Origin of the sequence: Mycolicibacterium alvei (genome assembly GCF_010727325.1) — a bacterium.
Classification (GTDB): domain Bacteria; phylum Actinomycetota; class Actinomycetes; order Mycobacteriales; family Mycobacteriaceae; genus Mycobacterium; species Mycobacterium alvei.
Genome location: NZ_AP022565.1, coordinates 5,424,423 through 5,447,737 on the forward strand (window position 1 = coordinate 5,424,423; position 23,315 = coordinate 5,447,737).

General features: G+C 66.2%; 28 protein-coding genes and 1 pseudogene. 18 read left to right on the plus strand and 11 right to left on the minus strand.

What is annotated here, in order from left to right; translation table 11 throughout:
• Positions 1-207 precede the first annotated feature (207 nt).
• The 5 genes from G6N44_RS25955 to G6N44_RS25975 all read left to right on the plus strand — a co-directional run bounded on the left by G6N44_RS25955 (position 208) and on the right by G6N44_RS25975 (position 3,050).
• Complete coding sequence (locus G6N44_RS25955; protein WP_163669001.1) at positions 208-741, plus strand: carboxymuconolactone decarboxylase family protein; 534 nt, start codon at positions 208-210, stop codon at positions 739-741.
• Complete coding sequence (locus tag G6N44_RS25960) at positions 741-1,253, plus strand: hypothetical protein (protein ID WP_163669003.1); 513 nt, start codon at positions 741-743, stop codon at positions 1,251-1,253. The genes G6N44_RS25955 and G6N44_RS25960 overlap by 1 nt, the downstream gene beginning before the upstream one ends.
• Before the next feature lie 10 nt (positions 1,254-1,263).
• Entirely contained in the window at positions 1,264-1,941 is a 678-nt protein-coding gene (locus G6N44_RS25965) for a TetR/AcrR family transcriptional regulator (protein WP_163669005.1), read from the plus strand.
• The gene (locus G6N44_RS25970; protein WP_163669007.1) at positions 1,890-2,612 is read left to right on the plus strand and encodes a carboxymuconolactone decarboxylase family protein; all 723 of its coding nucleotides are present in this window, start codon (positions 1,890-1,892) and stop codon (positions 2,610-2,612) included. The genes G6N44_RS25965 and G6N44_RS25970 overlap by 52 nt, the downstream gene beginning before the upstream one ends.
• Positions 2,613-2,678: 66 nt before the next feature.
• Positions 2,679-3,050, plus strand: coding sequence for a rhodanese-like domain-containing protein (locus G6N44_RS25975; protein ID WP_163669009.1), 372 nt, complete (start codon positions 2,679-2,681; stop codon positions 3,048-3,050).
• A gap of 28 nt (positions 3,051-3,078) precedes the next feature.
• Here the strand turns inward: G6N44_RS25975 and G6N44_RS25980 are convergent, their stop codons facing one another.
• Positions 3,079-3,660: a TetR/AcrR family transcriptional regulator gene (locus tag G6N44_RS25980; RefSeq protein WP_163669011.1), complete on the minus strand. Its 582-nt coding sequence runs from the start codon at positions 3,658-3,660 to the stop codon at positions 3,079-3,081.
• A gap of 149 nt (positions 3,661-3,809) precedes the next feature.
• On the opposite strand from G6N44_RS25980, the gene G6N44_RS25985 reads away from it, so the two are divergent.
• Positions 3,810-4,364, plus strand: coding sequence for a hypothetical protein (locus G6N44_RS25985; RefSeq protein WP_163669013.1), 555 nt, complete (start codon positions 3,810-3,812; stop codon positions 4,362-4,364).
• A gap of 95 nt (positions 4,365-4,459) precedes the next feature.
• Entirely contained in the window at positions 4,460-5,275 is an 816-nt protein-coding gene (locus tag G6N44_RS25990) for a Coq4 family protein (RefSeq protein ID WP_163669014.1), read from the plus strand.
• Between the two features lie 49 nt (positions 5,276-5,324).
• Here the strand turns inward: G6N44_RS25990 and G6N44_RS25995 are convergent, their stop codons facing one another.
• Both G6N44_RS25995 and G6N44_RS26000 read right to left on the minus strand, forming a co-directional pair.
• A complete protein-coding gene (locus G6N44_RS25995) occupies positions 5,325-6,743 on the minus strand; it encodes a GntP family permease (RefSeq protein WP_163669016.1) in 1,419 nt (472 codons plus the stop codon).
• A gap of 36 nt (positions 6,744-6,779) precedes the next feature.
• Positions 6,780-7,292, minus strand: coding sequence for a gluconokinase (locus G6N44_RS26000; RefSeq protein WP_163669018.1), 513 nt, complete (start codon positions 7,290-7,292; stop codon positions 6,780-6,782).
• Between the two features lie 124 nt (positions 7,293-7,416).
• Between G6N44_RS26000 and G6N44_RS26005 the strand changes: the two genes are divergently transcribed.
• Positions 7,417-8,133, plus strand: a complete 717-nt coding sequence (locus G6N44_RS26005) for a FadR/GntR family transcriptional regulator (RefSeq protein ID WP_163669020.1) — start codon at positions 7,417-7,419, stop codon at positions 8,131-8,133.
• Here the strand turns inward: G6N44_RS26005 and G6N44_RS26010 are convergent.
• Complete coding sequence (locus tag G6N44_RS26010) at positions 8,130-9,269, minus strand: hypothetical protein (RefSeq protein WP_163669022.1); 1,140 nt, start codon at positions 9,267-9,269, stop codon at positions 8,130-8,132. The two genes, G6N44_RS26005 and G6N44_RS26010, sit on opposite strands and share 4 nt — an antisense overlap.
• 249 nt (positions 9,270-9,518) lie before the next feature.
• On the opposite strand from G6N44_RS26010, the gene G6N44_RS26015 reads away from it, so the two are divergent.
• The 6 genes from G6N44_RS26015 to G6N44_RS26040 all read left to right on the plus strand — a co-directional run bounded on the left by G6N44_RS26015 (position 9,519) and on the right by G6N44_RS26040 (position 13,845).
• Positions 9,519-10,394 (plus strand): CPBP family glutamic-type intramembrane protease, encoded by an 876-nt coding sequence (locus tag G6N44_RS26015; RefSeq protein ID WP_163669023.1) that lies wholly within the window; start codon positions 9,519-9,521, stop codon positions 10,392-10,394.
• Complete coding sequence (locus G6N44_RS26020; RefSeq protein WP_235682880.1) at positions 10,394-11,617, plus strand: sensor histidine kinase; 1,224 nt, start codon at positions 10,394-10,396, stop codon at positions 11,615-11,617. The genes G6N44_RS26015 and G6N44_RS26020 overlap by 1 nt, the downstream gene beginning before the upstream one ends.
• Entirely contained in the window at positions 11,605-12,291 is a 687-nt protein-coding gene (locus G6N44_RS26025; protein WP_179964444.1) for a response regulator, read from the plus strand. Before G6N44_RS26020 ends, G6N44_RS26025 begins: the two co-directional genes overlap by 13 nt.
• Positions 12,292-12,385: 94 nt before the next feature.
• Positions 12,386-12,820, plus strand: a complete 435-nt coding sequence (gene trxA, locus G6N44_RS26030; protein ID WP_036377166.1) for a thioredoxin — start codon at positions 12,386-12,388, stop codon at positions 12,818-12,820.
• A gap of 70 nt (positions 12,821-12,890) precedes the next feature.
• Complete coding sequence (locus tag G6N44_RS26035; RefSeq protein WP_163669027.1) at positions 12,891-13,370, plus strand: glucose-6-phosphate dehydrogenase; 480 nt, start codon at positions 12,891-12,893, stop codon at positions 13,368-13,370.
• 31 nt (positions 13,371-13,401) lie between these two features.
• Positions 13,402-13,845 carry a hypothetical protein gene (locus G6N44_RS26040; protein ID WP_163669029.1) on the plus strand — a complete coding sequence of 148 codons (444 nt, stop codon included), beginning with the start codon at positions 13,402-13,404 and terminating at the stop codon, positions 13,843-13,845.
• Between the two features lie 57 nt (positions 13,846-13,902).
• On the opposite strand, the gene G6N44_RS26045 is transcribed toward G6N44_RS26040, so the two are convergent.
• Positions 13,903-14,544, minus strand: a complete 642-nt coding sequence (locus G6N44_RS26045) for a TetR/AcrR family transcriptional regulator (RefSeq protein WP_011783017.1) — start codon at positions 14,542-14,544, stop codon at positions 13,903-13,905.
• Positions 14,545-14,747: 203 nt separating this feature from the next.
• Between G6N44_RS26045 and G6N44_RS26050 the strand changes: the two genes are divergently transcribed.
• Together G6N44_RS26050 and G6N44_RS26055 are read left to right on the plus strand one after the other, a co-directional pair.
• Positions 14,748-15,944 (plus strand): FAD-dependent monooxygenase, encoded by a 1,197-nt coding sequence (locus G6N44_RS26050; RefSeq protein ID WP_235683132.1) that lies wholly within the window; start codon positions 14,748-14,750, stop codon positions 15,942-15,944.
• Positions 15,941-17,389 (plus strand): MFS transporter, encoded by a 1,449-nt coding sequence (locus G6N44_RS26055; protein WP_179964445.1) that lies wholly within the window; start codon positions 15,941-15,943, stop codon positions 17,387-17,389. Before G6N44_RS26050 ends, G6N44_RS26055 begins: the two co-directional genes overlap by 4 nt.
• On the opposite strand, the gene G6N44_RS26060 is transcribed toward G6N44_RS26055, so the two are convergent.
• Positions 17,386-17,736, minus strand: coding sequence for a cupin domain-containing protein (locus G6N44_RS26060; RefSeq protein ID WP_163669031.1), 351 nt, complete (start codon positions 17,734-17,736; stop codon positions 17,386-17,388). The genes G6N44_RS26055 and G6N44_RS26060 overlap by 4 nt on opposite strands.
• 72 nt (positions 17,737-17,808) lie before the next feature.
• Positions 17,809-18,168: pseudogene (locus G6N44_RS26065) on the minus strand (LutC/YkgG family protein); the annotation flags it as partial.
• Positions 18,169-18,404: 236 nt separating this feature from the next.
• Between G6N44_RS26065 and G6N44_RS29265 the strand changes: the two are divergent.
• Both G6N44_RS29265 and G6N44_RS29270 read left to right on the plus strand, forming a co-directional pair.
• Positions 18,405-19,007 carry a transposase domain-containing protein gene (locus G6N44_RS29265; protein WP_197907475.1) on the plus strand — a complete coding sequence of 201 codons (603 nt, stop codon included), beginning with the start codon at positions 18,405-18,407 and terminating at the stop codon, positions 19,005-19,007.
• 67 nt (positions 19,008-19,074) lie between these two features.
• Positions 19,075-19,335 carry a transposase gene (locus G6N44_RS29270; RefSeq protein WP_197907476.1) on the plus strand — a complete coding sequence of 87 codons (261 nt, stop codon included), beginning with the start codon at positions 19,075-19,077 and terminating at the stop codon, positions 19,333-19,335.
• A gap of 377 nt (positions 19,336-19,712) precedes the next feature.
• Here the strand turns inward: G6N44_RS29270 and G6N44_RS26075 are convergent, their stop codons facing one another.
• Genes G6N44_RS26075 through G6N44_RS26090 form a run of 4 tightly spaced genes read right to left on the minus strand, consistent with a single transcriptional unit; the run spans position 19,713 to position 23,312 of the window.
• Positions 19,713-20,504 carry an acyl-CoA dehydrogenase family protein gene (locus G6N44_RS26075; RefSeq protein WP_163670364.1) on the minus strand — a complete coding sequence of 264 codons (792 nt, stop codon included), beginning with the start codon at positions 20,502-20,504 and terminating at the stop codon, positions 19,713-19,715.
• 12 nt (positions 20,505-20,516) lie between these two features.
• On the minus strand, positions 20,517-21,641 hold the full coding sequence (locus G6N44_RS26080; RefSeq protein ID WP_163669033.1) for an acyl-CoA dehydrogenase family protein: 1,125 nt from the start codon (positions 21,639-21,641) through the stop codon (positions 20,517-20,519).
• Complete coding sequence (locus G6N44_RS26085; protein WP_163669035.1) at positions 21,638-22,084, minus strand: nuclear transport factor 2 family protein; 447 nt, start codon at positions 22,082-22,084, stop codon at positions 21,638-21,640. Before G6N44_RS26085 ends, G6N44_RS26080 begins: the two co-directional genes overlap by 4 nt.
• Positions 22,068-23,312, minus strand: a complete 1,245-nt coding sequence (locus tag G6N44_RS26090; RefSeq protein WP_163669037.1) for a metal-dependent hydrolase family protein — start codon at positions 23,310-23,312, stop codon at positions 22,068-22,070. Before G6N44_RS26090 ends, G6N44_RS26085 begins: the two co-directional genes overlap by 17 nt.
• Positions 23,313-23,315 lie beyond the last annotated feature (3 nt).

Genomic DNA, 23,315 nt, shown 5'->3' on the forward strand with positions numbered 1-23,315 from the left:
ACTACCCTTGGTCAGGTGACCAAACACTGGTGATGAGGTCGGCGCGATCAATGTGAAGGGAATCCGGAGAACTTGAACAGGCAAACATCCCTCCGCGGGGAGGGGAAGCGTATCGGCAACACCTACACACTGCGCCAACTGGCAGCTTCGGCCCGGCGATTCGTCCCCTTGGCCCCCCGGGCCGGGTTGGTCTGGGGTTTACGGAGGATGGACCCCGCGTTTCGCGAGGAGGTCATGCTGACGGTCGCCCGCACCAATGGTTGCCGGTACTGCAGCTTCGTCCATCAAGAATGGGCCATCAGGGCCGGAGTCTCCGACGAGGAGATCGCACAGCTGGAGGGCACCGATCCTGCGCATTTCGACCGCGCGCGGTGGAGCGCCCTGGTGTATGCGAGGTCGCTTGCGGAGAGCAACTTTCAGAGCGTGCCAGCTGAGGTGCTCGCGGATGTGGGGAAGCACCACTCCCGTGGAGAGCAGCGCAACGTCGAGGCGGTGGCCCTGGTCATGCACATCGTCAATCGATCGGCAAACACGATGGACGCTCTCGCGTCGCGACTACGCGGGGTGCCCGCCTCGGAATCGATTCCCGCCGAGATCGCGATCACTGCAGCGCTTTTTGCAGTCGGGCCAGTCATCGTGCCCGTACTCAGCCTGATCCTGCGTAAGTCACCGCTACGGCTGCTGAGAGAGTTCCGGGCATTCACCGCCGGCGATCCGACGCGCAACGGTCAGGCCGCGTGATGGCCACCCCGGAGGCCCAACAGCAGGTCGCGACCGCGGTGGAGATTCCGGCGGTGCCGGGCACCGCGATCCCGGGCGGACGCGGTGCGACGGTAATCCCCATTCAGGAGTGCGCAGAGCTCTTCGACGAACTCGCCGCACCACGCGAGGAGGCCCTCCAGGGTGTGTACCGAGGGCGCGTGGTGGCGGTGTCGGGCGCGGGCTCGCTGCCGGGTCCGTTGCGGCGGTTGATCTCAGTTGTCGCGCCTCGTTCCCGTTTTCCCTGGTACGGCAAAGCCTTTGACGGATGCGACGGCGCGAACGTCTGGTTGACCTCGACGGGGAGGTTTCAACGGTTCAGCTACAGCATCGAATACGGGGAGCGGCACACCCGACTGTGCTATGACCGGATGAGCAATCCGCGACTCCTGCGCAAACTCGAAGCGGAAATCCGTACGCTCGCGCCCGGCCGCTACCTGTGCCGTGCCAGCTACGGCGCGCGAGAGTTGCTTTACTTCACCCTCGAGGCCTAGGAGGACGTTGTTGAAACCCGCTCCACTGTCCTCGGTCGAGGTCGGGATGGGAAGTAGGATGCCGACCAAGCCTGAGCAGGAGGACGTCGTCATCGCCGAGAAGAACCGCGCCGCGGAAGCGCGCACACGAATCCTGATGAGTGCCGCCCGTAGATTCCGGTCGCAGGGATACGTCGCCACGACGGTTCGAGAGGTCGCCGACGACGCCGGAATGCTGTTGGGAAGTCTGCAATACCGGTATGCCAAGAAGGAAGTGCTGCTGGTTGCCGTCATGGAGAGCGCCGTCGAGCGCACTACCCAGGCCATCCGGCAGGCGATCGCCGACAAACACGATGTCGCCGACCGGATGCGCGCGGCGATGACGGCCTATCTGGACACCCTGTGGTGCGGAGACGACGCCCTCTACGTCCTGCTCTACGACTGGCGCGCACTGAAAGGCGGAGACCGAGAACGCGCCGCGCAGCTACACGAAAGGTTGTTCGCGCTCTTCGACGGCTTGTTCTACGAAGCGGCCGGCGCCGGCTACATCTCCGCCGACATCGACATTCCCACGCTGCGGGCGCTATGGCTGGGCGCGTTGAACTGGACTGCAGACCACCCGCCGGCCAAGACGGCAGGAGAGGTTAGTGAGTTGTTATGGACCGTTCTCACCGAAGGCGCTTCGCGGCGTCGGATCCGGGCGGACTGACGATCGACAGCGACAGTCCCGTGCCACCCGAACGGATCTACGACCTCTTCAACAAGCGGACGTACACCGTTCGGCAGTTGGGTGCGGATCTCAGGCGGGTGCGCTGGACCACCGGAGGCGGGATCTGGTTCCGCCACAAGGTAGATCGGCAGACCCGCGAGGCCATCATGCTCGCGGTCTCGCATGCCCACGACTGCCGCTACTGTGCATTCATCCATCGTGAATGGGCGTTGCACACGGGGTTGCCGTTGTCGGTGATCTCGGGGATCGAAGGCCACGCCGACTCGCACCTCGAGCAGACCTGCGGCTCACCTGGTGATCCACGGTGGCTGGCCACGACCTACGCCGAGGCGCTGGTGAGGAACGACTTCGGTCCAGTCGCGCCGCTGCTCCAGACCGCGGTCGCCGTCGAATTCGATGCGGCGTACCGCGGTCGGATCGAGACCATCGCGCGAATCATGACGATTTTCAATCGCAGCACCAACACCTTCGACGCGCTACGGGCCCGCATCGCGGGCGAGCCCGTCGAAGACAGCCGCCTCCGCGACGAACTCGTGGTGTCCGTGTTCGCCTGGGCGGTGACCTTGCCGATGTTTCTCGCGCTCTCCTTGATCCGCCGGGAGTCGCCGCGCTATGTCCTGCGCCGGTTTCGGCGTTCGGGCAGACGGTGATTCAGCGACTCCCTCACAAGTGCCGTATGCATTGGATTGACCTTCACCAGTAAGGGTGGCAAGCAGATGAACAGTATCTTCTACCGATTCGTCAAGTGGATCCCGCTCGGCCGTGTGGGTGAGATCCACCCAGAAGCTGTGAACGGACTCATCGAGTCCGACCCGAGCGCGATTCAACTTGTCGACGTGAGAAGTCAGACGGAATGGAGATCAGGGCATCTGCGCGGTGCCGTGAACATTCCGATCACAGAGCTTGCGTCTCGAATCGGCGACCTGGATTTCGACAAGGAAGTACTTCTGGTGCCGATATGCCTTTCGGCGCATCGGAGCATTCCCGCGGTGCGAATATTCGAAGAGCACGGGTACAAGGATGTCAGGCAGCTGTCCGGCGGTATGAGAAATTGGAACAGGAGCTTCAGGTCGAAGCTCGTCACCTGACGGGGTCGCCGGAAGCCACGCCGGTCGGTCAGCCTGCAGTCCGGGGTACCAGCTGTTTTCGTAGGTTCTCGAGATAGCCGGGTAGAACACCGGGATCGCCTGGCGGGAACATGCTCTTGATCCGCCAGTAGCCGATGTAGGCGGTGTAGGTGAGTTCCGCGCTACGGAGGGCGTCCTGGCGGCCTCGTCCTGCCCGGCGCAACAGATCGGTCAGGGCGTCGACCTTGTGAAGGGCGTGGTCAAGGGCGTACGGGGCCACGAGCGGATCCGCTCCGGCTGCGCAGACATTGACGAATATCCTTCCGGCGGAATCGTTGTCGAACATGTCCGCCAGCACCGCGTTGAGTGCCGCACCCGCAGACCCGCCCTCGCGCATCAGCCGCTCCAACCGCGCCGTATCGTCATCGCGCCATCGGCCCAGCGCCGCGCGGAGCAGTTCGTCGCGATCACGGAAGTGCGAATAGAAGCTGCCTTTTGTCACTCCAAGCGTCGCGGCCAGAGGCTCGACCGCGACGCCGGCACAGCCACTGCGTCCAAGAGCTTCCAGCGCCGCACAGACCCAGTCCTCGGCCGAGAGTCGCTTGGTCTTGCGCCGGCTGCGCTGTTCCATGGCCCTCCCGCGGCGGGTCTCAGGCCTGAAGATTCCCGGCCTCGTCGGTTGTCTCGGCGATGATCGTACTCTACCGTATTCATACGGAACCGTATCCATACTGCGCCGTATGGGAAGTGGCGTTGTCCGCCCATCGACAGGAGAATGCGATGACTGAGCCGGCACGGACGGCCCCGGGGCCGACCAGGCTTCCGGTGTCACTCTCTGCGGCCGGGAATCCGGCGCAGGAGCTGGACCGCGTTCTGCTTCCGTGGCTTCGCGTGGCCACCGCCGGTGCGCTCGATGCGGAGTTCGATCGGCTCGAGTCACCGTCATCGGAGGGGCTGCACGGGCTGTTCGAGGTCGAGCTGTTGACCATCCGTGGCATCGGCGGGTGCCCTGTGCTGTGGAATCCGTTGCGCCGCTGGCTCAACCGACATATGCCTGCGGTCTTCGAAGGAAAGGTCTTCTCGGGCACGGCAGGGTACAACCAGTTCGCCGCCGGGCGGCAGGGCCTCTTCTTCGGTGTGCGTCGGCGGCCCGGCGATCCGAGGCACGTCATCATCGACTACAACGTATCCGGAACCCCCCGACCCCTGCGCGCGCTGGCCGCCGACGTTCGACGCCTCACGGACGACACGCTGCTTTGCCGCACTATCTGGCGGCGGCGTAAGGGCGAGACGGTGCTGCTTCATTTTCTGCTCACCGCGAGGGCGGCGCGATGACCGCCTGTTTGGGTTCCGTGCCTGCCCGGTTCGGCCGAAAACCGGCCCGGGTGTGGACGTCCGCATCCAGTCCTGCTCAGTGAAGGGAACAATTCATGTCGCCAGCTACCACCCACCCCGCCGTCCAACTCGGTTCTGGCCCTGGCGTGCCCGACCGGCGCAGCTGGCGGACTCTCATGTCCTGCTGGCGAATATTCCTGTTGCCCGGCAGGTACACCGAACAGATCTACGAGGCTTTCCTGGCGGTGGAGGCACCGGTCTTCGCTCGGGCATACCATCAGGTTCGCGTTCATCCGAATGGCCGCAAGCTGTTCCGTGACCATCCGGACCTGCTTGGTGTTCTCGCGGACGACGACTATCTGGCTTCGTTGCCGCACGGCTCGCTGGGGCATGCCTACCACTCATTCCTGCAGACGAACCGGCTGGACGCGGGCGTGTTCAGCGAGGCCGACATCATCCGTCCGCTCGCCGAGAAGAACGGCTGGGATGAGGACTTCTACTACATGATCCGCCGGGGCACAGCAGTCCACGATCTGTTCCACACCATCAGCGGCTACGGTCCCGACATGGTCGGTGAGGTCCTCAACCTCGGATTCCATTGCGGCCAAATGGAACCTGCGGGTGCGGTGAAGCACATGGGGCGCATGTTCGCCATGGCGACCCCGGGGGCCTCGCCCCGGTTCAAACTGCGCTGCTACGAGCAGGCGGTCGAACGCGGCCGACGTGCCGACTGCCTCATGGCGGCCCCGTGGGAAGAGTTGCTGCCACTGCCCTACAGGGAGGTGCAGGAGTTGCTCGGAGTGGCGCCCACAAACGTCGCGCATCCCGGCGGCATCTGGTTCACCGAATGGATGCCGCCGGGCTTCAAGTCACCCAGCCGCTGGGATTACGAAGCCGTCCTTGCAGCCTGAGTTCTCTGCTGAGACCACCCGAAAGCGGCGGCAGCGCGGCACTCGACCGTCACGCCACCGCCCACAAGCCGAGGCTGATCGCGAAGGCGCTGAGCCCCAACGTCGTCTCCATCACCGTCCAGGTCTTGAGGGTGGTCTTGACGTCCATGCCGAAGAACCGGCTGACCAACCAGAACCCGGAGTCGTTGACGTGCGACAGCACCGTGGCACCGGCCGCGATCGCCATCACCAACGCTGTGAGCTGGAGGTTGCTCAGCTGGGCCGCGGCGACCGCCGCACTGAGCAGGCCGGCGGTCGTCGTCAGCGCGACGGTCGCCGATCCCTGCGCGACACGCAGCAGTGTGGAGATCACGAACGCCTGCAGGATCAGCGAGATTCCGAGATTCGACAGCGAACCGCTCAGCGCGTCGCCGATCCCGCTGAGCCGCAGCACGCCGCCGAACATCCCGCCGGCGCCGGTGATGAGAATGACCGCGCAGATCGGACCGAGCGCCTTGTCGAGAATCTCGCTGACGGTGGCCATCGACCGGCCGCGCAATCCCAGCGTCAGAGTCGCCACGATCACGGTGATCAGCAACGCGATTGACGTCGTGCCGATCAACTTCAGGTACTCCGCCCAGGTCGCGCCTTCTTCGATCACCCTGGCGGTCATGAGGGTGCCGAGCACGGTGTTGAACGAGATCAGCACGAACGGCAGCAGCAACACGCCGAGCACCGTGATGAAAGAAGGGGCGGTGCGGGTGGCAGTCGCGGTGGCGCCTGCCCCCGGCGTGCCGTCGGCGTCGCGCCCGCCGTTGATCTCACCGAACAACGAGGTGGGTATGTCGACGTGCACTCGCCTGCCGATGAACTGGGACACCAGGTACGCGCCGACGTACCAGGAGGCGACGGCCACCGGGGCGCCGATGAGCAAGGTGAGACCGATGTTGGCCCCGAGCAGTTCGGCCGCCGCCACCGGACCGGGATGTGGCGGGACCAGGGCGTGCATGGCCGCGAAGGCTCCAGCGGCCGGGAAGGCATACAGCAGAAGCGATCCGCCGAAGCGCCGCGCGACCGTCATGATGATGGGCAGGAAAACGACCAGCCCGGCATCGAAGAAGATCGGGAAGCCGAACAGCAGGGCCGCCGCACCAAGAGCGAGCGGCGCGCGCTTTTCGCCGAACCGCCCGATCAGGGTGTCGGCGAGAACCTGCGCGCCGCCGGTGATCTCGAGGAGCCGGCCGATCATCACACCGAATCCGACGAGCAGCGCCACCGAGCCGAGTGTGTTGGAGAAGCCGAAAGACAGTGCGCTCGGAACATCGGCGACGGGAATCCCGGCGGCGAGCGCCGTCAACAGGCTGACCAGCACCAATGCGATGAAGGCGTGCAGTTTCACCTTGATGATGAGGAACAGCAACAGCGCGACCGCGCCTGCGGCGATCAGCAGCAGTGTGCCGGTTCCGTACGCCGGATCAATCGCCTCCATGACGCCCCCTCACCACAGCGATGTCATTGCCTGGAATCATCGGTCCTCCTCGGCTGTCGCGGAACCTGTTGTGCTGACATACTTTTCGACGATGGCGTCAATGCTCTGGTCGACTTCGATGGCGAGCCCGCGCTCGTCGGATTCGAGGGGCTCCAGCGTCTGAAACTGGGACTCCAGCAGCGCGGCCGGCATGAAGTGCCCCGGTCGGCTGGCCTGTCGCCTGCCGATGGTGTCAACCGACCCGACGAGGTGCAGGAACTCGATGTCCGGGCAGTGTCTGCGCAGCTGATCCCGGTAGGCGCGTTTCAGGGCCGAGCAGCTCATCACCCCGCCGTCGGGGTTGCGGGCCAACCACTGCCCGATCGACTCCAGCCAGGGGTGCCGGTCGTCGTCGTCGAGTGCGTGGCCGGCGGACATCTTTGCGATGTTGGCCGGTGGATGGAAGTCGTCGGCGTCGGCGAAGGGAACGCGCAGCCGCTGTGCCAGCGCCGCGCCCACGGTCGACTTGCCGGACCCGGAAACTCCCATGACGACGATCGGAATGGCCATGACCCCTGCCCCAATCAGTGTGTGTGCCGTCACACGGTGAACCGTAATAGTCAGATCATTGCAACCAGTTCATTCAAATCAATACCTCTTTCGGCCGTTAGGAGCGGTCTGGCATGATCAGCCAGTGCTCGATAGGCCCAATGCCGGCGCTCTCCACGGCAGTCTGGTGACTGCGTTGGGGAGGGGCATCGTGTCGGGTAAGTACCCGCCGGGCTGCGTTCTCACCCTCGAGGCGGTGAGCTCTGAGCACGGTGTATCCCGCAGCGTCGCGCGTGAGGCGATTCGCGTGCTGGAATCGATGGGCATGGTCGAATCTCGGCGCCGCGTCGGGATCACCGTCCAGCCCGCGCAGAAGTGGAACGTCTTCGATCCCGTCGTGATCCGCTGGCGGCTCGACGTCGGCGATCGCACGGCGCAACTGGTTTCTCTCTCGGAGTTGCGGCTGGGGTTCGAACCGGCCGCGGCCGCGTTGGCTGCCCGGCGCGCAAACCCGCATCAGTGCCGGATCATGGCTGCAGCGGTGTCAGACATGGTGGTGCACGGGCGAACCGGTGACCTCGACGCCTATCTGCTGGCGGACAAGCTGTTCCATCAGACTCTGCTGGAGGCCAGCGGGAACGAGATGTTCAGGGCACTCAACGGTGTAGTCGCCGAGGTGCTCGCAGGCCGGACCCATCACGGCATGATGCCGGAGAAGCCCAACATCGCGGCGATCGCCTTGCACGACGAGGTCGCGCGGGCGATCAGGATGGGCGAGCATGCGCAGGCCGAGCGGGCGATGCGCGCGATCATCGACGAATCGGCTTCGGCCATCGCCGAGGACTTTCCGCCTGTCGACTAGCCGTTGGTCTCGCTGCCGGGGTCCTTCGCCTCATCGGTCGGAGCGGGTGACGACGGCTCGTCGTCTGTGAGTTCCGTATCGGTGAGAGCCTGTTCCGGCGCGAGTGCGGGTTCTTCCTTGACGAGGTCGTCGGCTTCCTCGGAGAGGTCTTCCCCGAGCGCTACTTCTTCGGGCACGCCGTCCCCGGGCACGTCGTCGCCGGGCAGGTCGCCGGGTAGGTCGCCGGGCACGTCGTCGGGCACGTCGAACGTCGGCAGGTCGAGTTCTTCCGTCACCGGGCCCCTCCCGTCCAGCACGGCTTCGTCCGCTGTTGGCAACTGCTCTTGCACCGCAACAGGTTCGGTTTCCGGCTCGGCGGTGAGCATCATGGTTTGCACCTCGGGACCGGACCACGTGTTGATAGCCGACGGCGGAAACGGCGGAATCGGCGTGATCGCCCGGCCCATTTCCTGGTCCAGGCGGATCAATAGGGTGATGAGGCTTGAACTATAAGGACGAGTGAACCTCGGAGTCAGCAGCCCGGGAAGGTTGTCGAAGGAGCCGAACGAAGTCCCCGGCACACCGTTGAGCACACCGTCGATGATGCGGGCCGGGATGTTGATGACGGCATTGACGAGTCCGACGACGTCGAATGTGGTGATCGCCTCGAAAACGTCAGCGATCGCAAGACCTGTTGCGGCGATGCCGTTCAACAGTGGGCCGATCGCGGCGCCGAACAGGTTTTTGAGGAGGTGCGACGGCAGATAATACGCGCTGAGAAGTCCCCCGGTGCTCAGCACGATGCTCCTCAACGGTTGCAGGACGATACGGGTCACGGAGACGAAGAGTTCGTCGGACCTGCCGGACTGCAATGCGGTGACGGCGTCCTCGAACGCCTGCGCATAGTTCTCGAGGGTTGCACCGATGATCGGGAAGGGTTCGCCGAAGTAGTACTCGAACTGGGCGTCAACGTTCGCCAGCGTTGTCTCAAGAACCTGCGGGTAGAGCTGTAGCGGGCTCGGGATCGCGGCGAGTTGCACCACTGGGCTCGCCACCACCGACGCCGCGGGCGGGGGGCTGAGGGGTGTGACGGCGATGACGCTGGCCCCCACCAGTGCGATACCCGCGCTCAGACACGGTCGTACTGCTGTAAACACTAGGTCCCCCCTCGGCGGCGACACAGTGACGCCTTCCAGCCACTAGAAAGTAACTGGCGGATGCAACCCGGAGCAATCAGGGGATTCCCCTGCCTTCAATTCACCCCCTCCAGCCGCCACCAGATGCGCATCTTTAGTCACGTGGGGATGCCGGGAGGCCTGGCCCGGCGTCTGCGGTAGCGTGCGCGCTACCACAGACCGGTCGCCCAGTGGAACGACTTCGCGACTGCGGCGCGGTGAACTCGCTGTATGGGTAATCCACCGCGAACTGCCTTCCCTGATCCCATCGCCAATGCTGTGCGCGAAACACCTGAGCAACGCCGTCGGGGAGTCCGGTGGTTTCTGACCATCGCGTTCCTGGGGGCCTGGATTCCGTGGGCGGCGGTGCACTCGCACGGCGGCTCGCTCGATGACCCGCTGACCCAGCTGGCCACCGCGGCGTTCGTGCCCGCGATCGCCGCCTGCGTGGTCAGGCGTTGGGTCACCAGACAGGGTTTCGCCGACTCCGGTCTCCGCTTGAACTGGCGATCGTCCTGGCCGTACTGCCTTGCGGCAACGACCATTCCCTGGGGGGTTCTGCTTCTCGCTGTGGCGGTCGCCATCCTCGCCGGTTGGTGGTCGCCGACCGAATTGGACATGAGCCAGGCCGCCTGGGTGTACTTGGCGGCCGGACCCTTCATCTGCGTCGTCACCGCACCGATCTTTTGGGGCGAGGAGTACGGCTGGACCGCCTATCTGCGTGACCGGCTGGTCCCCGGGCGCCCACTCGTCACCACCTTCCTGACCGGCGTCGTCTGGGGCGTGTGGCACTGGCCGCTGCCCTGGGTCGGCTACTTCGGTGGTCAAACCGATGTGGCAGAGGCGATCTGGAGCATGCTGTGGTGGTTGCCGTTGAGCATTCTGCTGGAGTTTCTCATCGGCTGGCTGTGGTCGGCCACCGCCTCGGTCTGGCCCGGGGCGATGCTGCACGCAGGTAGCAATCTCGTCGCCTCGGTCGGCATGCTGCATGTCTTCGGCGACACGGTCGGCATCAATGCCACCACGTTCCTGTTGTGCGTCGGCCTGCTGCCGTTCGTGGCGGTCATCGTGGTCAGCCGCCACCCCGGTAGACCTAGACTCGCATGATGGTCCAGGCGCCGGCCCCCTCGTTGGGCGCCGCGGTGGCGTCGGGGCCGCGGTATCTGCTGTCCTCGTGGCCCTGGCGGGCGCTGGTGTGGACGATGTTCGGTGGCGTCCTGAGCGCTGTCCTGCTTATCGGCGCACCTCTGATACTCCTTCTGGGAGTGTCGCGTTCGCTGCGTAACGCGGTGTGGTCGCCGCTGTTGGAGATCGAGTGCGCGCGGCTGTCGCTCATCGACGACTCCACCGCGGAGGGCATCCGGCGAGACCTGTCGACGGCCCGTGCCGAGCAGCGGATGCCGACTCTGCGTCAGGTCGGCTACATGCTGTTCACGGCGTTGGTCACCGGCCCGTGGGGTGTGGTGCTGGTGGGCTTCCTGGCGATCCTGACCACCGTCATGGTGGCCGCGCCCTGGCTGGTCGGGCCGGGCGAGCCGATCAACGTCGCACTGTGGTTGATCGACACCTCCGGTGAAGCCTGGGTTGCCGCGCTGCTGGGCCTTGTCGTCCTGGTACTCACCGCCTACCTCGTCGGCGCCTACGCCGCGGCGCTGGGGCAGCTCGCCGCGATTGCGCTGGCCGATCCGCAGGCGCTGCACCGCGAAGTCGCCCGGCTCGAACAATCCCGCACCGCGCTGCTGACCGCCGTCGAGCAGGAGCGGAGGCGCATCGAGAGCGACCTGCACGACCGTGTGCAGCACCGCCTGGTGGCACTGGCCCTGACGCTGGGGCTCGCCGAGAACCTCCACGGCCACAACGACGCGGGCCGCCTTGCCGCCGACGCGCACCGCCAGGTCGACGACATCGCCGCCGAACTGCGGTCGGTGCTGCTCGGCATCATGCCCAGGGCACTGACCGAGCACGGTCTGATCGCGGCAGTCACCGACCTGATCGGTCCCTACCCGTTGCCGGTACGCGCCGACTTCGGAGCCACCGAGATCCCGCGGCGGCTGCCACCGGCAATCGAGCAGGCCGCCTATCTCGTGCTCAATGAGGCGTTGACCAATATCGTCAAGCATGCGTCGGCGTCTGCCGTCACGATCGCAGCGGACCGACAGGATGGCATGTGGTTGTTCATGATTCGCGATGACGGCCGCGGCGGTGCCGCGCTGCAACCGCACCGGGGACTTGCCACACTGGTCGCCCGGGTCGAGGCCGTCAACGGCACCCTGACGATCTCCAGCCCCACCGGCGGACCCACCGAGGTGACCATGCGATGCCCGATATGACGAGTCGCGGCGGCGACCACCTGCGCATCGTCCTCGCCGAGGACGCCCCGTTGCTGCGCGCCGGGATCGTCACCGTGCTGGAATCGGACGGCCACCACGTGTGCGCGGCGGTCGAGTCGGCCGAGGCGCTACGCAACGCCGCCCGGGCGCACGACCCCGACGTCGTCATCACCGATGTCCGGATGCCGCCGACCCACACCGACGAAGGCGTCCGGGTCGCGATCGAACTGCGGCACACGAAGCCCGGCCTGCCCGTGGTGATCCTGTCGCAGTACACCACCGTCGGCTCGCTGGACCAACTGCTGGATCGCAACACGGACAGCGGCCGCGGCGGCCTAGGCTACCTGCTCAAAGACCGCGTCGCGCAGGTCCGCCACTTCCTCGACGCGGTCCGCGACATCGCCGCCGGCGCCACGATCATCGACCCCGAGATCGTCGTCGCGCTCGTCGGAGCATCGCGCAGAAGAGGCGTCCTGGCGGCACTGACGCCTCGCGAGGAAGAGGTCCTGGGACTCATGGCCCAGGGCTTGACCAACACCCAGATCGCACAGCGGCTCGTCGTGTCGGAGGCGGCGGTGCGCAAACACGTCGGCGGCATCTTCGCGAAACTGCCGCTCTCCGATGACGGCGACCGTCGTGTCCTGGCGGTGCTCACCTACCTCAACGAATCCTGATCGCCGAACCGCATCGCGATCGGGACAGGGGTCCGTGGAGGCGCCTAAGGTGAGTGGCGGAGACTCAATCCGCCGTTGAGGACTGTGGAGCGCGATGACAACCACCAACGTGAAGTGCCGGCATTGTGGGACGGTCAACCGGTTGCCCGCCGCCGCGAACGGCACCCCCCGCTGCCCCAAATGCAAGAACCCGCTGCCGTGGATCGCCGTCGCCGGTGACGACGACTTCGCCGAGGTCGCGGAGCGCTCCAAAGTGCCTGTGCTGGTGGATCTGTGGGCGACGTGGTGCGGGCCCTGCCGGATGGTCAGCCCCGCACTCGAACAGCTCGCCGCCGAGCGCGCGGGCCAGCTGAAACTGGTGAAGGTCGACGTGGATTCCGCGCGGCAGACCGCGGCGCGGTTCTCCGTCCAGGCGGTGCCCACCCTGCTCGTCATCGCCGGCGGGACGGTACTTGCCCGTCGGGCGGGCGCCGCGCCGGTGGCCACCCTGCGTACCTGGCTGGACCAAACACTCACACCCCCGAGATAGTCGACGGACCTCTGGTCAGCCGGCGGTTCGGCGCGCACACTTGAGGTGTCGTCGAACGTAGGGGGTTGCGATGGTCGCGCAACTGTACGACTTCTTCGGTGAGGTCTTTCACCGGTACTTCCGACCCGCGATGGATGCGTATCCGCCACGGGGCGGGGGACCGGTCGAGAGAATGTTCAGGCTGACCGACGCCGTTCGGGATCCGCTGGAGCAGAGCAGGCGCGCAGCGTTGGCCTGGGGTCACGCCGAGGTGGGCGGCGCCCGGTTCGCCACGGAGCTGTTCGTCATCACCCAGCAGGGGTTGATCTATGCCGCCGAGTTGAACAACCCGCGCCGGTCGCTGTACTACCTGGCCACGCCGCCGTCGCTGTTCGATCCGTTCGTCGACCAGGTCGAGAGGGCCGAACTGCATGAGGGCGCGGTGGTCGTCGTGGACAACCGGTTCGGCCGGGACCTGGCCACCGCGCGTCCGATGGATGCCGCGCTGCGCCACATCATCGACGATCACTGGGCGCTGCGGGTGGACCTCTCCTCCCCGGCGCTGCGCTAACGGCGCCCTCGTCCGCGCCGATAACAGGTACATGAGTGGGTTCCGTAATGTCACCGCGCTCGCGCGCGCGGTCGTGCTGACCGCGCCGTGGTTGTGGGTGCCGACGGCGCACGCCGAAACCTTCGCGCAGCTCCCACCGGTTCCAGTGGTGGCGTCGCCGACGTGCGGCGGCAGCGTCAGCGCCGAGGCCCAGGTCGCGCCGGTGCAGACCTACGACCGGGTGGAGGGCGGCGTCCGGGTGGCGATCCACTACGACGCAGGCGTCTACGACGGATCCTGCTCCCTCACCGTGGCTGCCACGTGGACCAACCTCGACACCGGAGCCTCCGGAGGCGGCGACATCACCGCGGTCTCCACGATCGATGGGCATTACGGCTTCATCGGCTACGCCAACGCCACGTTCCAGACGGGCAGCGGCACGGTGGTCGTCACGGTCAGTTCGCACCCGGGCGCCCAGATGCGGGTCACCGCATAAAAGGTGCCGCGGTCTGGAGGGCGGAGGGCGGCACCTGCGCTACGGCCAAGTAGCGGTTCACGGCTCGGATCTGGGCGGCGCGGATGGTTCGCCTCGGGTGATGTTGGTTCCGAAATGCGTTGCCAGCGGCAGAAATATGTCATCAACGATCTCGAGGATGGTCTGCGGTGACACCGCCGTCATGGTCATGAGCAGTTCGTGTCGCAGGAGGTCCGCCGGCAGCGAGACGACGCGGGCCGGTGGCATGGCCGCGAGTTCGCCGCGGAGGACGGCACGCTCGACGATCTTCTCCATGGAACTCGGCCCCTGCGGAACGAACAAGGAGCGAAGCTCGTGCGGTGAGCCGCCGGCCTCGTCGAAGTAGGCGCCGAGTCGCGCGGCGAGCAGGCCGATGGTCCGGGATCGCCGGTCGTTGAAGGCGGTCAGGATCGCCAACACGTCGCCGCGCAGGGTCCCGGTGTCGGGCGTAGGGATCATGTCGACCTCGCCGCGGTGGCGGATCACCGCCTTGAGTAGGTCCAACCGGGATGGCCAGCGCCGGTACAGCACCGAACGCGCCGACCCCGACCTCGAGGCCACCGCGTCGATGGTGAATCGCTCATAGCCGGCCTCGATGAGTTGCTCCCAACCTGCGTCCAGGATCGCGGACTCCAGCGCGGCGCCGCGCCGCCGCTGCACTTCCGAATTCGTAGAGGACACTTGCGTAGCTTATCGCGCGCGGTTACCGTCGGCTTAAGCAACGCGCATGTTGCTAATCGGATGTGTCTCCCGCGTCCGGGGCGGCCCAGCGCTGAGTCACACGGCGGCGACGTCATCGTGCTCCACGATCGGAGGATCTGATCACCATTCCCACCGCCCTGATCTCCGGTGCAAGCATCGCCGGCCCCGTACTGGCCTTTTGGCTGGCAGAGGCCGGCTGGGACGTCACCGTCGTCGAACGCGCCGACCGCCTGCGCACCGGCGGCTACCCGGTCGACATCCGCGGCACCGCAATCGATGTCGTCCGCCGAATGGGCCTTTACGAGCAGATCTCGGCGCAGCGTTACCGACACGTACCGGTGGTGCTGCTGACACCCGGCGGACGCCGGCTGTGCACACTGGACTACGGCAATCTGCTGAGCAGCGCCGGCAGCGCAGACGTGGAGCTTACCAAGGGCGCGCTTAGCGAAATCCTTTACCGGGCAACGGCGGATCAGGTCTCCTACGTCTTCGGTGACTCGATCGCGGCGGTGACCCAGGCGGGCCGGTGTGTCGACGTCGCCTTCGACCGCGGTGCACCCCGGACCTTCGACGTCGTGATCGGCGCCGACGGCATCCACTCCGCCGTGCGCAGGCTGACATTCGGCGCCGAACAAAGTTTCATCCGCCACTTGGGCCCGTACGCCGCGGTCTGGGATGTGCCGACCGACATGTTCGCCCCGGGAACTGGGTTCCTCTATTCGCATGCAGGGCGCACGGCCGTGGTCGAGCGCCCGGCCGACGGTGGCGCCGCCCGCGCGTTCCTCACCTTCGTCCACCGGGCGCCGGGCACCGTGAACCTGCGCGACGCCGACCAGATCCTTGCCGCCCTGCGCGAGGCGTTCGCCGAGGACAACTGGCGCACCCACGACATCATCGAGACCCTGCCGGACGCCGATGACGTCTACTTCGATTCCGTCAGCCAGGTCCGCATGGATTGCTGGAGCGCCGGTCGTGTGGCACTCGTCGGCGACGCCGGCTACGCGCCGGCGTTCCTATCGGGGCAGGGCACCAGCATCGCGATCGCCGGTGCGTACGTGCTGGCCGGTGAGTTGGCAAGGCATCGACAGCCGGAACAGGCCTTCGCGGCGTACGAGCACCGACTGCGCGGTTACGTGGAGAAGAACCAGAACCTGGCATTGCGCATGAGCTCTACCGTGCTGTCCCGCACCATCGGACAACTGTTGCGCCGCAACGTCAAACTGTGTGCAGTGCCGTGGCTACATCGGCTCGGCCTCCTGCACCTGCTGCAGTCCGAGCTCCGGGCCGCCGCCGTCGATCTGGCGCTGACTCAGCACGATCTGCCGCCCGTCTCGGGACTTCCCGAAGCGCACCGCACGGCACCAGGAGATGCATCGTGACAAAGACTCTGGACACGCCCACCCCCGGCCCCCTGCAGCAGCTGGGGCGCAAGCGGCTCATCCTGTGGGCGGCCGTTCTCACGCTTGCCAATGTCCTGGCCGACGTGGTCGTCGGTTCACCCCTGATGGTCCTCCCCCTGCTGCTGGACCACTTCGACACCGACCAGGCCGGCTGGCTGAATGCAAGTGCGATGCTGGCCGGCGCCATCTGGTCGCCGCTGCTGGCGAAAAGCTCCGACATCTTCGGCAAGCGCCGCATCCTCACCGGCACACTGCTGCTCGCAGGCGTGGGAGCCGTGGTCTGTCTCGTTGCCCCGACCTTGTGGATCTTCCTGGTGGGCCGTTTCCTGCAGGGCGCGGCGTTCGCGGCGGTCTTCCTCACGGTGGCCCTCGCGCGCCAGATCTGCTCCCCGCGGCTGGCGATGGCCATCGTCGGTGTCGTGACGTCCGGCTCGTCGCTCGTCGGAATCATCGAGCCGTTCCTGACGAAGCCGGTCATCGACATGTTCGGCTACCGAGGTGTTTTCGTGGCGGCGGCGCTGCTCGCCGTCGGAGCCGCGTCGTGCGTACAGATCTTCATCCCGGAGTCGCCGATTCGCAGTACCGGCCGGGTCGACATTGGCGGAGCGCTTCTGCTCGGCGGCGGCCTTGGTGCGGTGCTCGCCTACATCAGCCTCGGCAGAGACCTCGGATGGTTGTCCGGGACAATGATCCTGCTGCTGGCGGCCGGCGGTGTGGCGTTGGCCGGCTGGGTGTTGCTGGCGCTACGCGTCGACCAACCCGTCATCGACATCCGGGCCTTGACGCGCCCGATCCTGTTGACTCTGCTGGCCCTGGTCCTGGCCGCAGGAGCGTTCCGGAGCGTGCTGCAACTGACCGGCATCATCGCCCAGGTACCACCGGAGCTGGGGCTCGGATACGGGTTGGGCAATGGTGAGGCGGTGGCAGTGCTCCTCGCCGCGCCTAATCTCGGCATCGTCATCGGCGGGGTGTGCGCCGGGTGGATCGCCGGGCGGGTCGGCCCGGCGCTGCCCCTCCTCGTCGCCATCGCCGTCGGGGCGGTCGGCACTTTCGCGATGTCGGCCGGTGTATCCGTGCTGCCGGTGGCCGTCGCGTGCGGCGCCTTGCTCGGGATGGCCGCCGGCGCGATCGGGGCCTCCGGATACAACCTGGCCATCAGCCTCGAGGCGCCTGAGCGCCAGGGCGCGATCGCCGGCCTGGTCTCGGTGGTGCTGGCCCTCGGATCGGTGATCGTCAATGTGGTCGGGGCCGAGGTGCTGAAGGGGACGCAGATACCGGGCGTCTTCGCCGGCGGCGCCCCGGTCAGCACGGTGACAGGTGTGTACCTCTACGTGGCAATGGCGGGATCACTCTTCGTTGTCGCTGCGGTTCCCGCGCTCATCCTGGCGCGTGCGACGACGACTCGCGACGTGCGGGGGAGCTAGTGTGCGGTGAGGTAGACCTTGCGCAACGGGGTCCGCACTGTCCACACCGTTTGCGTACCCGCCGCCAGTCGCACCACGTCGCCGGCGGTCAGCTCCAAAGACGAAGTGCCGTCGGCGAAATCGACACGCGCCGAACCGGATATGACGACGAACAGTTCGTCGACCTCCGTGTCGTGCATGACGCCTTCGGTCATCTCCCAGACGCCGACTTCCAGACCGGCGAACATACCCAGGACGGCGGTACCGGTGTGCGGCTGACCACCGGCAGATTCGGTGTCGGGGACCGCGGTCATCTCCAGAGGCGCCGCAACGGCGCTGACGGCCGAGTTCGGCGTGAATTCATTCATGTCGCAATCCTCCTGAGTTTGGCGGGAATGAGCAATTGAGCGTGGGGGTGGAGCAGACCGCACCGGGCGTCCTCAGCGATGAGGAGCGAATGGTCGACCTTCAAACTGCTGATGTCCGGCGGTGGGATCACAGCCTTCAACGAGCAGTACATTCAATCGGCGCGGGCCGTGCACGCCTTCTATCCGGTTGAGCTCGATGTCGCTGGTCGCGCTCGGACCCGAGATGAATGTCAGGGGACTGGTCTGGTCGAGTAGAGCGAATGCCTGCGGAACCGTGTCCACGATTTGATCGGCGAACACGACACAGATGTGATGATCCGGCACGAGCGTGAGGGCGCGCCGGCCCTGAGTGATTCCGGCGTCGAGCACCACGGTCCCCGTCGCGGCGATTCCCAGCGCGCACCCCGTCACTACGGCCGCGACCTGATCGAGTTGGTCGACAGTTAGAGGCAATGCCGCGCAGTTAAGCGTGTGACTGGTGTGGCAATTGTGACACGCCGTGTGGGATGCCGGTAGGACAGCGGAACTCCCGGTATCGATGGATTGTCCGTCCAAAGACACCATCTCACCAGGGAGTTCCGCTGTCTGTTCAGTCTGTCATCTGTCCTGGGCCACCGGGTCGTCAGGGCCGGTTCGCGCCGGGCCATCTGGGCGAGTTGACCCGGATCGTGTCCGCCGATCTTGTAGATGCCGCCTTGGAGAACACCGGCCGCGTACAGCGCCGTGTTCGGGTGCTGCCCTCGCGGGTCGTGGTCTACCTGCTGCTGGCCGGGGCGTTGTTCGCCGAGATCGGATACCAGCAGGTCTGGGCGCGGCTGGTCGCCGCCTGGATCCGGTCACCGTGGCCGCACCGGGTTCTTCGGCACTGTCACAAGCATTGCGACGTGTCGGAGTTGCCCCGCTGCGCGAATTGTTCACCCTGGTACGCGGCCCGGCTGTCGGCGCGACGCGCTGGCATGGGCTGTTGGTCTGCGCGATCGACGGCACCTCGATGTTCGTGCCCAACAGTGCAGCCAACGCCGCAGCGTTCGGCCGCCAAACCGGCCGCCCGACGCCGAGTCCGGTATCCGATGCTGCGCATGCTGACGGTCGTGGCGTGTGGCACCCGCACCGTCGTCGATGCCGTGTTCGGCGCCTACGGAGTAGGCGAAACCACCTATGCACCAACGCTGCTGCGGTGCCTGAAACCAGACATGCTGCTGTTGGCTGACCGCAACTTCGCCGTCACAGCTCTCGTGGAAAGATCGCCTCGACCCATGCCGAGTTGCTGATCCGCTGCAAAGACGCCCGTGTGCTGCCCCGATCAAGACGCTGGCGGACCGGACGTGGCTGGCACGGATGGGCGCGGTGACCGTGCGGGTGATCGACGCCCGCATCAGCGTGCGGCTCGACGGCGGGGCGACCCGCTACGGTCACTACCGCCTGGTCACCACCCTGCTAGACGAAAAGCAATATCCCGCAGACGAACTGGTCGAGCTCTACCATCAACGGTGGGAGATTGAAACCAGCTACCTGGAATTGAAATCGACCATTCTGGGCGGACGAGTGCTGCGCGCGGGTACCCCGCCGGCATCACCCAAGAGGTCTACGCACTGCTGATCACCTACCAGGCCCTGCGCACCGCCCTGGCCGATACCGCACTGGCCCGTCCCGACATCGGCCCCGACCGGCTGAGCCTCACCGTCGCCCTGAACACCGCCCGCGACCAAGTCATTCACGCCGCCGCAACGATCGCCGACGCCACCATCGACCTGATCGGCTGCATCGGAGCCGCCGCCCTCAACCAGCCGCTACCAGCGCGGCGATCACGCTCGAGTCCCCGAGTGGTCAAACGCGCCATTTCCAAGCACCGGGCTAAAGGCGCCATCGACCGCACCAACTACACAACCGCCATCACCATCGAAATCCTCGACGGTTGACAACAGGGCGCGGACCTTAACTGCGCGGCATTGCCCCTAGCGCTCGGCAGGGAAACGCTACAACTGGGCCAGACGGGGGACGGTGCCGCGGGCGCGCAGCCCGGCGCCGGCCTTACGGGTGAGTTCCCGTGAGCTGCCCAGCAATCCGTCCAGCACCAGGACCCGCTTCACATGGTTGTGCAGCTCGTGCTCCTCGGTGAAGCCGATACCGCCGAGCACCTGCTGGCAGTGCTTTGCCGCGGTCAGCGCGGCCTTGCCCGCAGCGGCCTTGGCCAGCAGCGAGTTCAGATCGACGTTGTCCGAGCCGGACAGGCTCAGCGTCGCCTCGGCGCCCTCGATGGCGACCAGGGTCTCGGCCAACTTGTGCCGCACGGCCTGGAAGGACGAGATCGGCTTGCCGAACTGGACCCGGTCCAGTGCGTGCTGCCGGGCCAGCGCCAGCATCGCGCGGGCCGAGCCCACCAGCCACCAGCCCAGGGCGCGGCGGGCCTCCGATACCCGGAGCAGTTGGCCGTCGGGTACCTCCCGCAGGGGTAGCCCACCGAGGGTCGGATTGTCCTGGCTGCTCTCGCGCTCCCACACCACCCAGGTACCACCGGCATAGGGCATCGGCGGGGTACCGCCGGGCAGACCACCGATGGTCTCGAGTAGAACATCGTTGAGAACCGAGGCGTGCGAACCGGTTTCGCCCAGCAGCCGGAACACCAGCGGCAGGGCGACGTCCGGCATGTCGGACAGCATCTCGGCCCAGCCCAGTTCGGCCAGCGCGGCGTCCAACTCGGCACCCGATGCCGACAGCATGGTCTTACGAAGGGTGTCTTCGAGCAGGCCGAGTGATTCGGAATCCATATCAGTCACGTCTCACTCCTTCCCGAGGTCGAGCAGTCGGCGCGCGATGATGTTGCGCTGCACTTCGGCGGTGCCGCCGTAGATCGTCGAGGCTCGCGAATACAGGTACTCGGTGCGCCATTCGGAGTCTTCGAGTTCGATGACGCCGGGGAGCAGGTTGCGTGCGGTGTCGTAGAGCAACTGCTCGGCCCCGGCGAGTAGCACCTTGTCGATCGAGGTGTCCGGCCCCAGCTTCTGGCCGTCAGCCAGCCGGTGCTGGGTCGCCGCCGACCGGCACCGCAGCGTGTGCAGGGCCAGATAGACCTCGCCGAGGTCTGAATCCACCACCTGGCCTTGGCGTTTCACCGCTTCGACCAAGGCGTCGAACCGTGAGTACAGGTAGGCGATGCGCTGCCAGAAGCAGGTCGAACGCTCGTAGGGCAGCAGATCCATCGCCAGCTGCCAGCCGTCACCGGGCTTGCCGAGCATCCGTGAGTCGTCGACGACCACGTCGTCGAAGTACACCTCGCAGAACTCGTCGACATCGTGCATGGTGTGCAAGGGCCGGATGGTGATGCCGGGGGCATCGGTATCGACGAAGAAGGCCGTGATCGCCTGGTGGTTGGGAGTGTCCGCATCGCCGGTGCGGGTCAGCAGGATGCATCGGTGTGAGTACTGCGCGAAGCTGGTCCAGACCTTCTGCCCGTTGACGACCCACTTGCCGTCCTCGCGCTGGACCGCACGCGTCGTCAGCGAGGCCAGGTCACTGCCGGAGCCCGGTTCGGAGAATCCCTGGCACCACTGTTCCTCGCCGCTCAGCAGCTTCGGCACCATCTCGGCGGCCAACTCCGGCGACGCGTAGTCGATCATCGTCGGCGCCAGCACTTCCAGCATCGAATAGGGGCCGGGCTCGGCCAGCCTGCGGCCTACGACCTCCTCGCCGACGATGGCGCGCAGCATTGCCGGACCGCCCAGCCCGCCGGCATGCTCGGGCCAGCCGTAGCGGCTCCAGCCACCGTCGTACAGAGCCTTCTGCGCGCGGGCGAACTGACGCATGTGACCTTCCAGGGAATGGTCATCAGGCGGTGTCAGGTCGTTCTCGGTGAGCCAATCCTGCAGTGCGGTACGGAAAGCCGAGGGTTCGAACAGCTCGCTCATCCCGCTTCCGGCCTACCGATCGCGTGCGGCCGGCCATGGTCGTGATCACCGCTGCGTCGGATGAAGGTCATCGCCCGTGTCTTCAGCCGCCAGCCCTCGGCGGTCCGCACATAGGTGTCGCGGTAGTAGCCGATGCGCATGTCGTGCTTGGAGTGCTCGATGAAGCACAGCGGCTGCGTGCCGGTTGCCGTATCCGCGCCCTCGACCAGGTCGATCAGCGCGGTGCCGGTCATGAACAGGCCCTTGGGGGCGGCGTCCACGAGGACGGGGAAGCGATTGAGCGTGTAGGTCTCGCCGAATGCGCTGTAGGTACCGTCGGGGGTGAAAACACTGACAAGACCGTCGATGTCGCCCTGGGTGATGGTCACCGCATATTTGGCGAGCACCTGTTGGATCTCGATCAGATCCTCGGTCCGCGTCGGGGAATCAGTTGATGTGCTCATTGCGGAAGACCTTACCGCCTTTCATTACAAAATCCACATGTTGTGTAACGGTGATGTCCTCAAGCGGGTTGCCCGGCACCGCGATGATGTCGGCCAGCAGACCTTCGGCGAGCCGGCCCCGGTCGGTGACGTTGATCAGATCGGCGGCCACCACGGTCGCGGCGCGCAACACAGCGGCCGGGGGCATGCCCCACTCCACCAGGGTGACGAGCTCGTCGGCGTTCTTGCCGTGCGGGATGGCGGGCGCATCGGTGCCGACCGCGATCTTCACCCCGGCCTCGTACGCCGCCTTGATCGAGGTCTCGGCCTTCGGGAACATTTCGGCGGCCTTGTCCTGCAGCACCTTCGGCGCCTTGGACACGTCCATGGCCTGGGCAAGCCGGCGGGTGGTGACCAGGAACCGGTCGTTGTCGACCAGCTTCTGGATCGCCTCGTCATCCATCAGGAAGCCGTGTTCGATGCAGTCGATGCCGCAGTCCACGGCATGCTTGACCGCTTCGGCGCCGTGGGTGTGGGCAGCGACCCGCAGCCCACGGCGATGCGCCTCGTCGACGATGGCCCGCAGTTCTTCGTCGGAATAGTGCTGTGCGCCGGCCTCTCCGGTCAGTGACATGACGCCGCCGGACACACACACTTTGATCAGCTGGGCGCCGTGCTTGATCTGATAACGCACCGCTTTGCGGATCTCGTCGACCCCGTTGGCGATGCCCTCCTCGACCGTCAGTTCCAGTGCGCCCGGCATGAACGCGGCGAACATGGTCGGGTCGAGGTGCCCACCGGTCGGTGTGATCGCGTGCCCGGCCGGGATGATCCGCGGACCGTCGACCCAGCCTGCGTCGATTGCCTTGCCCAGGGCCACATCCAGCAGATAGCCGCCGGTCTTGACGAACAACCCGAGGTTGCGCACCGTGGTGAACCCGGCGCGCAGGGTTCGGCGGGCATTGCCGACGGCACGCAGCACGCGCGTCGGGGGATCGTCCTGCACCTGGGACAGGCCGGGGTTCTCCCCGCGCCCGCCCATCAGCAGGTTGACTTCCATGTCCATCAGGCCGGGCAGCAGGATCGAGTCACCGAGATCGATGACTTCGCCTTCGTCGGCGGTGCCGACAAAGGCTTCGGCATCCCCACCCACACCTACGATGCGGTCTCCGTCGACACGGACAATGCCGGGACGAATGATCGTCCCGGCATCGACGTCGACCAGACCCGCGGCTTTGAGGGTCAGCATCGG